The sequence below is a fragment of the Streptomyces spinosus genome, from assembly GCF_020400655.1.
GTDB lineage: Bacteria > Actinomycetota > Actinomycetes > Streptomycetales > Streptomycetaceae > Streptomyces > Streptomyces argyrophylli.
This window is the reverse complement of record NZ_JAINRC010000025.1, coordinates 52813-66664: the sequence shown is the minus strand read 5'-3', so window position 1 is coordinate 66664 and position 13852 is coordinate 52813. Positions and strand designations below refer to the sequence as shown.

Here is a 13852-nt window from a genome sequence, read left to right as displayed (position 1 = left end):
ACGAGCTTATTCCGTTTGGCCGGATACATACTTGCCGTTGACTTGTTTATTACTGTCGCGGCCGGATACGCCTCGGTCATGATCGCTGGGCCGGTAAAAATTCAACCAGCTCGGGGGTACGGTGAAGTCTGTCCGAAGAAAAATCACCGCCGTGTGTGTATCGGCCGTGGCGCTGTCGCTTTCTTTCACGGCCGCCACGCCCGCTTCCGCGCATTTCCTGGGAAACGACTCCGTCGACGACCGGGAAATCCGCTGGGAGGACTCGACCCAGTACGACGACGCGCGCAAGCACGCCATCAACGCCTGGGACAACAGCACGCTCAACCGGATCAACATCGCGCCGGACGCCTGGAACACCATCGCCGACCTGGAGTGGCGCGACTCCAACCGCTCCGACGTCACCTGGGACGGGCTGTGGAAGGCCCGCACCGGAGCGGACGCCATCTACCTGAACACGCGCTACCTCAAGAACTACGGCAAGACGAAGCGGCGGGGCGTCGCCACCCACGAGCTGGGCCACGCCCTCGGCCTGGCCCACAGCTACCGCGGCCAGATCATGGTCAACAACACGCCCGACCGGGGCTCGCTGACCACGCCGCAGTCGCACGACAAGGCCGACTACCACGCGCTCTGGGGGTAAGCAGAATGGTATCCATCGGTTCCACGTCCCGGTTGCGCAAGGGCGCCGTCCTCACCGTCGCCGGCCTTGCGGTGGCCGCCGTGGCCGCCTGGGGCGGTGTCCAGGCGGTCGCCGACGACCGTCCCGAATTCAGTGTCCAGTACATGCACGCCAGCACCATCGGTGATTTCAGCGAAGACGAAAAGCTCGTGGGTTTCGCCGATTTCGTCTTCCACGGCACGGTGGTGTCCAGGAAGGGCACCACCGAAATCGACGGAATCCCCGAAACGCAGTGGGCCGTGAAGGTGAACGAGGTCTACGAGGGCACCCTCCAGGCCGGTTCCACCACGGTCGTGAACCAGACCGGCGGCTACGACGCGGACAGCAACAGCCTCATGCTGATGGAGGGCGACCTGCCCCTGGAGCCCGGCGAGAACTACGTCTTCTCCACCCACAGCATGAGCGACCGGTCCTGGTTCACCATGGTGCCGGTCTACGGTGCCCAGCCCGTCGGCAGCACCACGCTGCCGTTCCCGGCGGCGGAGGACATGGACGGCGACGGAAAGTCGACGGTCGCCGACCACTGGAAGCAGATGGTGCGCGACCAGGTCCAGCCCGACATCGGCGCCGGCGAGGGACCGGAGCCGACGGACGAGCCCACCGAGCAGCCGTCGGACGTTCCGACCGGCTCCCCGGAGCCCACTGACCCGGCCGAGTGACGGCAAGCGGGGAGTGACACGGCAAGGGGCGGGGGTCCGTCAGGACACCCGCCCCTCCTCGTGCGCGTCACGCCGTTACGGCGTGACCTTGTCGATCTTCACGCTGCCGCTGCCCGCGACCGTGCCGCGCGCGTTCACGAGCTGGACCCGCCCGAAGAACTCGCGGCCGGCCGGGGCCTCGGCGGCGGCCGTGACCTGGCCGGTCACCGTGGCCGAGTCGCCCGTGCCGAGCTTGACCGGGGCCGAGCCGTCGACCGTGACGGAGCCGAGCGCGGTGGAGAAGAACACGTCCCGGTAGTCGTAGTCGGTCGAGCCGGACGGGACGGAGTAGCCCACGACCTCGATGGTGTAGGTGCCGGCGGCCGGGGACGGCACGGACACCGCCTCCTCCGAGTCACCGTCGGCGGACTTGCCGACCTCCTTGCCGGAGGCGTCGTACACCATCAGGTCCAGGTCGGCCGCGGCGTCCGAGACGCCCCCGATGGCGACGTCGAGCGAGGTGGCGCCGGCCGGGACCTCCACCGTGGTGGTCTGGGTCTCGCCCTCCTTGATGGCCGGGCGGGCGGTCTTGGCCGAGCCGAGCGGGCCGCCGGTCAGCCTGCCGTCCAGCGCGGCGTACGCGTTGGTCACCTTCCAGGAGGCGGTGGCCGGGGTGCCCACCTTGGCCTCGGGAACGGTCACGGTCCCCGGGTCGAAGGCGGCGCCGAGGACGGCGACGTCCAGCCGGTAGGGGTTGTCGAGCAGCGGGGAGGTCCGCCGGGACTCGACCTCGACCTCCCAGACGCCGGGCTGCGGGTCGGCGTAGGAGCGCACGTCGGGCTTGCAGCCGTTGCCGTCCAGGTAGTTGTTGTAGCAGTACGGCGTCGAGGTGTTGTCGGACGGGACGCCGTAGGGGTGGATGGCGATGAACCGGGTCTGGCTCTTGTCCTTCAGCCCGCCGATCGCGACCTCCAGCGAGGTGGCGCCCTCGGGCACGTTCAGGAAGTAGGAGCGCGTGCTGTTGCGCTGCACCGAACCGGACGCGGAGTAGGTGTACTTCACCGGGGCCGCGACCACGACGGTGGACAGGATCTGCCGGTCGACACCCTCGGTCCGCGGGTCGTCGACCTGAAGGATCGCGCTCTTGAGGCCCTCGGACTTCGGGGCCGCCTGGACCTTGACGGTGACCGGCTGATTCAGCGGCAGCCTGATGTCGTCGTCGCCGACGATCCGGAAGGTGCCGCCGGCGTTGTTGACGAGGCGCAGCTCGTGCCGGACCGCCTTGTCCGGCCCGGACGTACGGGTGATCGTCACGTCGTACGTCTTCTTCTGGCCCGCCTTCAGACCGCCCTCGCGGTCGTACAGGCCGGTGCCGAAGCCCGGGGTCTTCAGGGCGTAGTCGATCGCGGTGTCGACCGGGGCCTTGACGGTGTACTCGTGGGCGGTGGCGCCGTGCCTGATGGCGTCCCACGCGTCCACGACGTCGATGAGGCCCGCGCCCTCCTCGTACGCCTGCACGCCCTTGATGTGGTGGGCGGTCGAGGTCAGCGCCGTGCGCAGCGCGGCGGGCGTGAGGCCGATGCCCTTCTGCTTCGCGGCGCTCAGCAGCAGCGCGGAGGCGCCGGCGGCCTGCGGGGAGGCCATCGAGGTGCCCTGGAGCATCGAGTAGCCGGCCGGCAGCGCGTAGCCCGCCTCGGCGACCGGGGAGCCCGGCAGCCAGGTCTGGGTGGTGTTGATCGCGGCGCCGGGCGCGCTGAGGGTCGGTGTGAAGCCGCCGTCCTCACGCGGGCCGCGCGAGGAGAAGGGCATCATCGCGTACTTCGTCTCGACCGCCGAGCCGTAGTTGGCGGCCCAGGTCTCCTTGGAGATGGTCGCGCCGACGGAGATCACCTTGTCGGCGAGACCCGGGTCGCCGATGGTGTTCGCGCCGGGGCCGGAGTTGCCGGCGGAGATCACCAGCTGGACGCCGTAGGTGTCGATGAGCCGGGTGTACAGCTCGGCGCGCGCGTTGTTGCCGTCGTTCAGCGCGGGCAGGCCGCCGATCGACATGTTGACGATGTCGACCCCGCGCTTGGTGACGAGGTCGATCATGCCCTCGGTGAGGGCGACGTTGGTGCAGCCGCCGGTCCAGGTGCAGGCCCGCGAGGAGACCAGCCTGGCGCCGGGGGCCGCGCCGTTCATCTTCCCGCCGAACAGGCCGTTGGCGGCGGTGATGCCGGCGACGTGGGTGCCGTGCTCGGACTCGATGACGCCGATGTTGACGTAGTCGGCCTTGGCGCCGGAGGAGTTGTAGACGACGTCCTTGCGGGTCTCGACCACGAAGGGCACGCGCTCCACGACGTCCGTCGCGGGGTCGTCGGTGCCGAAGTACCCGACCTGGTAGCCGTCCTTGTACGGCTTCATCACCGCGTCGTCGGTGAAGTCCAGGTTGTCGTCGGTGTCGACGCGGACCGTGCCGGTGGCCGGGTCGTAGAGCACGCCCCAGGCGTCGGTGGTGTCACCGTCCCGGTTGAGGTCGCCCTTCTCGTCGCCTCCCGCGGTGGCGGACTCGTACATGTAGTTGAACTTGTACGAGCCCGCGGGCGCCTTGAAGGTCTCGGTGCCCTGCGAGGCGGTGCTGACGGAGAAGGAGGGGCCGGAGACACCGGTGGTCATCCGCCGCCAGGTGCCGTCGCCGTCGACGACCGGGTCGGTCGCCGTCACCCAGTCGACGATCTTCCGCTCGCCGGTGGTGGTCTTCTGCAGGGCCGGGTGGCCGAGGTCGACGCCGGAGTCCAGGATGCCGATGGTGATGCCGCGGCCGTCCGCCTTCGGGTGGTCCTCGACGAAGTCGACGGCACCGGTCTCGAAGGACGGGTTGTACGGGTTCGCGGCGGGGGTCTTCTTCCCCGGCGCGGGGTACGTGCCCTTGCCCGCCGGCGACTTCGCGCCGTCCGGCGCCGGGTCGTCCAGCGGGATCTCCTGCTTGAGGTCGATCGCCTGGACGGAGGAGAGCTTCGCGGCGGCGGCGATGGCCGAGTCCGCCCGGCCCGTCGGGACGGTGGCGCGGACGTAACCGAGCTTGTCGTCGGTACGGCCCACCAGGCCGCCCTCGACCGCGTCCAGCTGCCCGGCGACCTGCTCCGTCTTCCCGGGCGCGGTCGCGATCATCATCGTGACGTTCTTGTCGCCGTCGGCCTTGGCCTCGGCGAGCAGGGCGGCGTCGTCGGAGCCGAGCTTGTCGTGGGCCACCTTCACGGCGGGGTCGGCGGCCGGGGCGGGGGCCGGGTCCGCGGCGAGGGCCAGGGGTACGGGCCCCGCCGCGGACAGGGCGGCCACGACGCCCACGGCCACGGCTATGCGGGCCAGGCGTCTCGGACCGGGTATCGGATCACGCTCGGGCGTGTGGGTCATCGGCATCCCTCAGGTCAAGGAACGAGCGGACGGAGCGCTCAGCCTGACCGAAGGCTTCGGATTTTGGGGTCCGTTGACCGAATCGAAATCAAGGTATGGGGAAAACCCGCGATGGGATATGAGCGAAGTCGGCCGGTATCGTCCGGATTTCGCTCAACCCTCCTTCGAACGGGCGTAATGCCGGGAGGCCTTGGCCCGGTTTCCGCACGCGGCCATCGAGCACCAGCGGCGGGTGCCGTTGCGGGACGTGTCGAAGAAGTACAGGACGCAGCCGCCGCCGGCGCAGGTGCGGATCCGCTCGGGGGCGCGGGTGAGCAGGTCCAGGTAGTTCCGGGCGGCCAGCCAGGCCGGGCCCCAGGCGGGGTCCGCGAACTCGGGCTCCTCGGCCGGACCGGCGGCGGTGAGCCGGGCCCGGATGCGGCCGTGCTCCAGTACGGCGTCCACGAGCGGAGCCGCCCGCCGCGGTGACCCGTCCACGGCCGCCTTGACCGCCTCGCGTGCCGTGCGCAGATGGCGCAGCACGGCCGCGTCGGCCGGGTGGGTTCCGGCCAGCCCGTTGCCCGCGAGCCAGACCGCGAGACCCCCGGTGTCGGCGAGCAGGTCCTGGATGACGCCGTCGCTGTTCCACCGGGTGTTGAGCAGGTCGAGCGCGAGCGGCTCTCCGGTGAGCGGGCGGGGGTCGCGGGCGCTGGGCATCGGGCACTCCTCCTCGGCTAACCGGTCAAGCGTACGTGAGCGGTTGACTCGGCCGAGTCTAACCTCCTAACGTGATGAACGAAGGTTAGAGATGCCCGTGAGGGCACGCCGAAGGGAAGAGTCATGAGCTTGAGCACCGGCCACACCGGCCTGAACGTCACCGACCTCGACCGCTCGCTCGCCTTCTACCGGGACGTCCTCGGCCTCACCGTGCTGGCCGAGGGCAAGGAGGACGACCGGCGCTACGCGTTCCTCGGCGACGGCGGCGACCAGCTCCTCCTCACCCTCTGGCAGCAGGCGCGGGGGTCGTACGACCGCGGCCGGGCCGGACTGCACCACCTGGCCTTCACCGCCGAGACCATGGACCGGGTCCGGGAGTACGAGACGGCGCTCAGGGCCGCCGGGGTGGAGTTCGCCCACGACGGCGTGGTCGCCCACCGGGAAGGCGCGTCCTCCGGCGGGATCTTCTTCCACGACCCGGACGGCACCCGCCTGGAGATCTCCGTCCCGCACGGCGCCGAAGAGGCCCCCGCCCCGCACGCCTCCGCCTCGACCTGCGGTTTCTTCTAGACATGGGCGTGTTTCACGCGGGCTCCAGGGCCCTGCAGGACCAGACCGGCGTCCGCGACCGGGCCGACCACGTCGGCCGCTCCCTCGGCCAGGACATCAAGCCGGTCGCGGCGGCCTTCCTGGAGCAGCAGCCCCTGCTGGTCGTGGGCGCGGCGGACCCGGGGACGGGACGGGTGTGGGCCTCGGCACTCACGGGAGCGCCGGGTTTCGTACGGGCGACGGGCCCGAGGCGGATAGCCGTCGACGCGGACACCGCCGGGTGGGTGCGGAGCACCACGACGGACCCGCAGCCGGACGACGGCCCACCGCGCGTCGGCACCATCGCCCTGGACCCGAGAACCCGCCGCCGGATGCGCCTGAACGGCCGCCTTCACTCCACGGCGACCGGATTCACCGTGGAGGCGGACCAGGTCTTCTCCAACTGCCCCAGGCACATCCAGCGAAGGGAGTCGTACGAAACGGTCGACCGCACCCCCGGCACCCCCCGCCACCTGACCGAACTCGGCGACGGGGAGGCCGGCTTCATCCGGTCCGCCGACACCTTCTTCCTCGCCACCGTGCACGGGGCCGGCGCCGACGCCAGCCACCGCGGCGGCAACCCCGGCTTCGTCGAGGTCACGTCCCCGCGCGAGCTGACCTGGCCCGACTACCCCGGCAACGCCATGTTCCTCAGCCTGGGCAACCTGCGCACCGACCCCCGCGCCGGTCTGCTCTTCCTGGACTGGGAGACGGGCACCACCCTCCAGCTCACCGGCGAGGCCCGCACCGAGTTCGCCCCGGACGGCGCCCGTACCGTCCGCTTCACGCTCACCGAGGCCGTGTGCACCCCGGCCGCCCTGCCCCTGCGCTGGTCCGCGCCGGAGTATTCGCCCGCCAACCCGGACACCGCGCGCTAACGTCCGTCCATGCGACGGAAACTGAGGGTGGCGGCCTACGCCGTGTGCGTCCGCGACGGACAGCTCCTGCTCGCCCGTTCGCCGGCGCCGGACGGCACGCCCGAGTGGGTACTGCCCGGCGGCGGCATGGAGCACGGCGAGGACCCTTACGACACCGTCCGCCGCGAGGTCGGCGAGGAGACCGGCTACCGCATCGAGGTGACCGGTCTCCTCGGCGTCGATTCCGCCCGCCGCGTCCTCCCCGGCGGGTTCCCGCGCCGCCGCACCGACCACCACGGGGTGCGGATCCTCTACACGGGTGAGGTCGTCGGCGGTGAACTCCGCCACGAGGTGGGCGGTTCCACCGACTTCGCCGCCTGGCAGGACCTCGACGCCGTACCCGGGCTGACCCGGGTGCGGCTGGTCGACACCGCGCTGCGGCTGTGGCGTGAGCAGCCGCCGCACGGACACCTGGAGGACGTGGCCCTACCCCGGCAGTTGAACGAGGAGTGACCGGTCCCGGTCCACCGGCGATCCGCTCCGTGACCGCGCCCGGTAACCCGTGATCCACGTACGGTGATTGGCGCCGCGCGTTGCCGCCGCGTTCACGCGCAGGTCATCCCCGGTGCCAACGATCCACGGTGAGCGGGGCGTTCGCGTCCGTGACGGCCCGCGACCACTGCCGACGCGTTCGCACCCGGGGAGACCGCGCATGTCGCGCATACGCTCTGTCGCCACCTCCGCCGCGGGGGTCAACCGCCGCACCGTCCTCGCCGCCGCAGGAGCGGTCTCGCTCTCCGCGGGCGTCGGCTACGCCCTGCGCCCGGCCGGCGGCGAGGCCGTCGCCGCCGCCGAGGAGCCCGTCGCCCACGGCGGACGGGCCTCCGCCGCCGCCCCGCTCGCCCCCTACACCAAGGGCACGACACTCGCCTCCGTCGCCGCCCCCCGGAACAGCTCCGGCTACCGCCGGCTCGGCGACGGCCCCGGCTGGAAGCGGGTCGTACGCGACGAACTGGCCGCCCCCAAGGCCGGCCGCGCGGGCCGCCGCCAAACCCTCGCCGCGTTCGTGCAGTTTACTGACATGCACCTGACGGATGTGCAGCACCCCCTGCGCGCCGAGTTCGTGCGCGCCGCGGACCCGCACGCCTGGCGCCCGCAGGAGGCGCTGACCGTGCAGGGTGCCATCGCCTTCGTCGAACGGGTCAACGCGCTGCGCGGCGGGCCCGTCACCGGCGCCCCGCTCCACTTCGTCATGACCACCGGCGACAACACCGACAACAACGCCCTGTGCGAGCTCGAGTGGTACATGAAGGTGATGAGCGGTGGCCGCTTCACCCCGAACTCCGGCGACCCGGCGCACTACGAAGGCGTGCAGAACAGCGGCCTGAAGCTGTACTGGCAGCCCGGCTCCGCCCTCCGCGACAACGACAAGGCGCTCGGCTTCCCGCACCTGGACGGGTTCCTGGCCGCGGCGATCCGCGAGGTGCGCAGCCCCGGCCTGAAGCTGCCCTGGTACTCCACCGTCGGCAACCACGACATGCTCCAGCTCGGTGTCTACGGCTCCCACGGCGACCCCTACCTGGCCGAGGCCGCCATCGGCGGCAGGAAGCTGATGACCGTCACCGCCGCCGAGGCGAGGAAGTTCCGGGACACCAACAAGAACGCCCGGGACCCGCGGGGCGCCGGCTACCGGGACTTCCTCAAGGCGCACGCGCGCGCCATGCGCTCCGTCACCCCCGACGAGAAGCGGGCGCCGTACACACCCGCCGACTACCTCAAGGCCCACCTCGACCCCGCCCACCAGGGCGTCGGCCCGGTCGGGCACGGTTACTCCTCCGCGAACCTCGACGCCGGGACCCAGTACTACTCCTTCCGCGTCTCCGACGACGTCATCGGGATCAGCCTCGACACCAACGACGCCGGCGGCCACTTCGAGGGCTCCCTCGGCACCGCCCAGCTCAACTGGCTGGACAGGACCCTGAAGGACAACAAGGACTCCTACGCCGTGGTCTTCAGCCACCACACCAGCAAGACCATGACCAACACCCGCCCCGACCCGGCCCGCCCCGGCGAGCGCCGGCACACCGGCGAGGAACTGGTGGCCCTCCTCTCGCGGCACCGCAACGTGCTCGCCTGGGTGAACGGCCACGTCCACAAGAACATCATCACCCCGCACGCGGCCTCCGGCGGCCGCTCCTTCTGGGAGATCTCCACCGCCTCGCACATCGACCACCCCCAGCTCGCCCGCGTCATCGAGCTGGCCGACAACAAGGACGGCACGCTCTCCGTCTTCACCACCCTCATCGAGTCCGCGGCCCCGCACCGCACCGACTTCGCGGACCTCTCGCAGACCGGCCTCGCCGCCCTCTACCGCGAGCTGTCCTTCAACGCCCCCGGCGCCAGCAAGACGTTCGGGGGCAAGGCGGCCGACCGGAACACCGAGCTGGTGCTGAAGAAGGGCTGATATTCACTCAACCGGTGTACACCGGGGCAACCTTCGCACAACGTCCGCGGGTCCCTCCCCCCGACCGCACCGGCACACCACAGGTTGGGGAAGACATGCGCGCACGCACAGCTCTGGTGGGCGGCACCGCCCTGCTCCTCGCGGCGGCCCTCGCGGGACCGGCCGCCGCGGCCGGCCCCGCACCGCACGAACGCACCCGCGAGGCCGTCGAGGCGGCGGTCGAGGCCGGCGCCCCCGGCGCGACCGTCACCGCGCGGGACGGCCACGGCGTCTGGTCCGCCACCGCGGGCGTGGGCGACACCCGCACGGACGAGCCGCGCTCGCCCGCCGACCGCTTCCGCGTCGCCACAATCACCAAGACCTTCGTCGCCACCGTCCTGCTCCAGCTGGAGGCGGAGGACCGTCTCTCGCTCGACGACCCGGTGGACCGGTGGCTGCCCGGCGTGGTCAGCGGCCACGGCAACGACGGCCGCCGGATCACCGTCCGGCAGCTGCTGAACCACACCAGCGGCATCCACGACTACCTCGCCGACCCCGGCTTCGCCGCCGCCTACTTCACCAAGGACGGCTTCTTCCGGCACCGCTACGACACCCTCACCCCCCGGTACCTGGTGGACCTCGCCGTGCGGCACGCGCCGGACTTCGAGCCGGGCACCTCCTGGCGGTACTCCAACACCAACTACGTCCTCGCCGGGATGGTGATCGAGAAGGTGACGGGCCGGTCGTACGCCACCGAGATCGACCGCCGGATCATCGGCCCGCTGCGCCTGCGGGCGACCTCCGTGCCCGGCACCCGGGTCACCCTGCCGCGGCCGAGCAGCAGGGCGTACTCGACCTTCCAGGTTCCCGGCGGCCCGGCGTACGACGTCACGGACCTCAACCCGTCCATGGCCTCCTCCGCCGGAGAGATGATCTCGGACTCCGCCGACCTGTCCCGCTTCTACGGCGCCCTGCTCGGCGGCGAGCTGCTCCCGGCCCGGCAGCTGACGGAGATGGAGACCACCGTGGCCACGCAGGCCGACGCCCCGCACGTCCGGTACGGACTCGGCCTCATGAACACCCGGCTGAGCTGCGGCGTCCGTGTCTGGGGCCACGACGGCGGCATCCACGGCTCGGTGTCCGAGGCGGCGTCGACGGCGGACGGCCGGCACTCCCTGGCGGTCAACTTCAACGGGGACTGGGCCGGGGACACGGTGGACGTGCTGGAGAAGGAGTTCTGTTAGCCAACGTTTCGTCCGCGTAGCTCCGCGTTAACGCGCCCGCCATGTCCGTACCGCCTCATATCGGCTAACCCGCTGTTCACGGGGATGGCTCGATTCATGTGCAAGGCGGGTGGTCGTGTGCGCGCGAGGCACGGACTGCGTGTGCTGTCGGTCTACGAGGGCTTCTTCTCCGGAGGGGCCCGGATCGTGCACTCCGACGTCGTTCTGGGACTGGCCGAGGGCGGCCAGTCCCACCAGGTACTCAGCATCCACGGCGAGGTCCACCGCGAGGCCACCCGGCAGCGCATGGAGGACGACGCCTGCTACCGGGCCCTGACCGCGGGCGGGGTCGGCGTCACCTCGCTCGGGCGTTCCGCGGGGCTGGTGGACGGCACGGTCGCGGCGAACGTTTTCAGCGGGCCCGAGCTGGCCGAAACCGCGCGGTCCATGGCCGCGGCGGACGTGATCCTGTCGCTGAAGGAGCAGCCGCTGGCGCTGCTGAACCAGGCCGGGCTGCCCCGCCGCCCGGTCGTGGTCTGCCTGCACCGCTCCGACCCGGAGAACCAGGGTCCGGCGCTGGCCGAGCTGAGGGCCGCGATCGCCGACGGCACCGTGGTGGCCTGCGTGTGCTGCGCCGAGTCCACGCGGGACGCCTACGCGGCGGCCGGCATCCCGCGCGAGCTGCTGCACGTCATCCCCAACGGGGTGGACCTGCTCCGCTTCCGCCCGGACCCGGCCGCCCGGACGGCGTTCCGCGCCGCCCTGGACATCCCGGCCCCGGCACCGGTGACCGTCTTCGCGGCCCGCTACGCCGCGATGAAGAACGTCCCGCTGTTCCTGCGCGCCGCCCGCGCCTGGCTCGCCCGCGAGCCCGAGGGGCACGTCCTGATGTGCGGTGCGGGCATGACGGACACCAACCCGGCGCTGTGGGCCGACCTCGAGGTCGCGTTCGGCACGGACCGGCACCTCGCGCAGCGGGTGCGGCTGCTCGGCGTGCGCCGGGACATGGAGACCGTGTACGCCGCCTCCGACGTCGTCGCCCTCACCTCCGCCTCCGGGGAGGCGGCGCCGCTGTGCCTGATCGAGGGCATGATGTGCGGCGCGGTCCCGGTCACCACGGACGTGGGCGACAGCGCGCGGATCGTCCGGGGCCACGGGTTCGTGACCCCGCAGGACCCCGAGGCCATCGCGTCGGCCTGGTCGGCGGCGGTCGCCGACCGCGCCGCACTGGCCCCGGCGCTGTTGGCGAGCCGCGAACGCTTCAGCCGCACGCGCATGATCGCGGCGTACGCGGCCCTGCTCGACGGCGTGCACACGGCGGCCTCGCGGCTGCCCGAGCCGCTGTAGCGGGTCACGACACCCGGCTGAGCACCGGGAGGTAGCCGAGGGACTGTCCCGGTGCCGTCGGGTGGTAGGACTCGGTGATCGCCAGCACGTCGACCCCGTGCAGCCACGGCCGCGACGAGCAGATCTCGTGCCCGGCGAAGGCGGCGGTGACGTCGGCGAAGACGAACCCGTGGGCGGTGGCGCGCCGGGCGATCACGGCGTTGAGGTGGTCCACGGCGTCGTTCAGCGTGGCGCGTTCGCCGTCCGGCAGGCCCAGCGCGCAGGCGCCCTGGAGGTGGTACAGGTGCGGGTAGCCGAGCACCACGACCCGGGCGGCGGGGGCCCGGTCCCGGATGGCCGAGTAGAGCCGGTCGAGGCTGCTCGCGAGGGACCCGTCCATCGTGGTGCGGGCCCGGGAGACGGCGGACAGGCACCCGTCCGTACCGCCCAGCGCGCACTTCGCGATGACGGAGACGAAGCCGGTGTCGCTGCCGCCGACGGTGAGCGTGACCAGCCCGGTGCGGGGGCTGAGGTGGCCGAGCTGGTCGGCCAGGACGTCGTCGGCGCCGGCGCCGTTGCACGCGGCGAAGGTGAAGGAGGCCGGCGCGTGGGCCTCGGCCCACAGCACGGGAAAGGCCCGGCTGCTGCGCTTGCACTCCTTGCCGGAGTCCAGGTAGTCGCCGGCTCCGGCACCGGAGGAGTAGGAGTCGCCGAGGGCCACGTAGCCACCGGTCACGGTGCGCGGCGCCACCTGTGCCGTCGCGGGGTCGGCGAACGCGCACGCGGCCGCGAGGAGGAGGGAGCACGCGCCTGCCGCTATTCGGGGGTGTCTCATGACTCTCCTCTACCGTGGCCCGCCCCCGCCCCGCCCGCCCTGCTCGTCCGTTGCGGTGACGCCTCACCCGTACGGCGCAGGAAAACTGGAGGAGCGGGCGGCCCCCGCTAGCGGGGCAGCACCACGACGTACGCCGCCGGGTCCCGGTCCCCGGACGCCATCAGCGCCGTCCGCACCACTGCGGCCTGCTGCTCCAGGGAGTCCCGCAGCTTCCTCGGCGTGATGTACACGACCGTGATGCCGAGGCGTTCGAGGTGCTCGCGCTTGCGGGCGTACTCGGACCACAGCGCGTCGTCCTCCTGCCCCTGGCCCTGGCGACGGCCCTGCCGGGGCGCGCGGGTGTCGAGTTCGACGGCGACGGCCTGGCCCGGCCAGTAGGCGTCCAGGCCGCCCAGGTGCGGGCCGCCGGGCAGGCGCAGGTCCACGTTCCAGACCGGGTCGGGCAGGCCGTACTCGCGGACCATCCGGTACAGGCGGTCCTCGGCGATCGAGCGGCCCTCCGCGAGCAGCGCGTCCACGGCGTCCACCACGTGCGGGCGGTTCAGCAGCTTGGCGAGGGTCAGCTCCCGGACGACCGCCGCGGGTTCGCAGTGACCGCCGCGCACCGCCTCGGTCAGCAGCCGCCGTACCGCCTCCGCGTCCGTCAGCTCCGCCACCGCGTCCGCCAGCGCCCGGGGCACCGGCGCCACCGGCAGACCGGTCACCGTCTGCGGGACGGGCAGGTCGGAGGTGCGCAGGACGCGGACGTAGCGCGCGGAGCGCAGCCGGCGCTGGCGCGGGACCAGGACGTCCACGTGGTCCAGGGCGGTCAGCGCCGGGGTGGACGAGAAGCCGTGCAGGGTCAGCGCCGCCAGTCCGGTGAGCACCGCCTCCTGGTACTGCGGCCGGTGCGGGCTCCCGGCCGTCGGCTGGACCGGGACGCCCGGCTCCGTCGCGCGGGCCGCGTACAGCAGGGCCCCGTGCAGCCGCTCCTCGCCGGTGGGCGGGCCGGGGTGCAGCAGGATCACGTGCGGGAGGAGCTCCCGCCAGGGGCCGCCGGGCCGGCACTGCTCGGTCTGCTCGGCCGTCGGCACGCCGTGGGCGCGCAGCTGGGCGGCCGTCAGGACGCGGCGGTGGACGTCGGAGAGGTGACGCAGGGGGCGGGGGGAGAGCGGGGTGTTGTGGGTCATGGCCT

General features: G+C 72.2%; 12 protein-coding genes. 8 read left to right on the top strand and 4 right to left on the bottom strand.

Annotated features, from left to right (window positions below; all coding sequences use genetic code 11):
* The first annotated feature begins 151 nt into the window (after positions 1 to 151).
* Positions 152 to 640, top strand: coding sequence for a matrixin family metalloprotease (locus tag LG395_RS41550; protein WP_171156297.1), 489 nt, complete (start codon positions 152 to 154; stop codon positions 638 to 640).
* Between the two features lie 5 nt (positions 641 to 645).
* Positions 646 to 1338: a hypothetical protein gene (locus LG395_RS36075; protein ID WP_225813140.1), complete on the top strand. Its 693-nt coding sequence runs from the start codon at positions 646 to 648 to the stop codon at positions 1336 to 1338.
* 75 nt (positions 1339 to 1413) lie between these two features.
* Here the strand turns inward: LG395_RS36075 and LG395_RS36070 are convergent, their stop codons facing one another.
* Positions 1414 to 4710 carry a S8 family serine peptidase gene (locus LG395_RS36070; protein WP_225813138.1) on the bottom strand — a complete coding sequence of 1099 codons (3297 nt, stop codon included), beginning with the start codon at positions 4708 to 4710 and terminating at the stop codon, positions 1414 to 1416.
* Positions 4711 to 4863: 153 nt separating this feature from the next.
* Positions 4864 to 5406 (bottom strand): CGNR zinc finger domain-containing protein, encoded by a 543-nt coding sequence (locus LG395_RS36065; protein WP_225813136.1) that lies wholly within the window; start codon positions 5404 to 5406, stop codon positions 4864 to 4866.
* Positions 5407 to 5529: 123 nt separating this feature from the next.
* Here LG395_RS36065 and LG395_RS36060 point away from each other — a divergent pair, with 123 nt between their 5' ends.
* The 6 genes from LG395_RS36060 to LG395_RS36035 all read left to right on the top strand — a co-directional run bounded on the left by LG395_RS36060 (position 5530) and on the right by LG395_RS36035 (position 11864).
* Entirely contained in the window at positions 5530 to 5976 is a 447-nt protein-coding gene (locus LG395_RS36060) for a VOC family protein (protein WP_225813134.1), read from the top strand.
* A 2-nt stretch (positions 5977 to 5978) separates the two neighbouring features.
* Positions 5979 to 6872, top strand: coding sequence for a pyridoxamine 5'-phosphate oxidase family protein (locus LG395_RS36055; protein ID WP_225813126.1), 894 nt, complete (start codon positions 5979 to 5981; stop codon positions 6870 to 6872).
* Positions 6873 to 6899: 27 nt separating this feature from the next.
* Positions 6900 to 7364 carry an NUDIX hydrolase gene (locus LG395_RS36050; protein ID WP_225813200.1) on the top strand — a complete coding sequence of 155 codons (465 nt, stop codon included), beginning with the start codon at positions 6900 to 6902 and terminating at the stop codon, positions 7362 to 7364.
* A gap of 199 nt (positions 7365 to 7563) precedes the next feature.
* Positions 7564 to 9315 (top strand): TIGR03767 family metallophosphoesterase, encoded by a 1752-nt coding sequence (locus tag LG395_RS36045; RefSeq protein WP_225813125.1) that lies wholly within the window; start codon positions 7564 to 7566, stop codon positions 9313 to 9315.
* A gap of 95 nt (positions 9316 to 9410) precedes the next feature.
* Positions 9411 to 10538, top strand: coding sequence for a serine hydrolase domain-containing protein (locus tag LG395_RS36040; RefSeq protein ID WP_225813124.1), 1128 nt, complete (start codon positions 9411 to 9413; stop codon positions 10536 to 10538).
* Between the two features lie 141 nt (positions 10539 to 10679).
* Positions 10680 to 11864, top strand: coding sequence for a glycosyltransferase (locus LG395_RS36035; protein ID WP_225813199.1), 1185 nt, complete (start codon positions 10680 to 10682; stop codon positions 11862 to 11864).
* Between the two features lie 4 nt (positions 11865 to 11868).
* Here the strand turns inward: LG395_RS36035 and LG395_RS36030 are convergent, their stop codons facing one another.
* Both LG395_RS36030 and LG395_RS36025 read right to left on the bottom strand, forming a co-directional pair.
* Positions 11869 to 12678, bottom strand: a complete 810-nt coding sequence (locus tag LG395_RS36030) for an SGNH/GDSL hydrolase family protein (RefSeq protein WP_225813123.1) — start codon at positions 12676 to 12678, stop codon at positions 11869 to 11871.
* Positions 12679 to 12785: 107 nt separating this feature from the next.
* Positions 12786 to 13847 carry a hypothetical protein gene (locus LG395_RS36025; RefSeq protein ID WP_171156312.1) on the bottom strand — a complete coding sequence of 354 codons (1062 nt, stop codon included), beginning with the start codon at positions 13845 to 13847 and terminating at the stop codon, positions 12786 to 12788.
* Positions 13848 to 13852 lie beyond the last annotated feature (5 nt).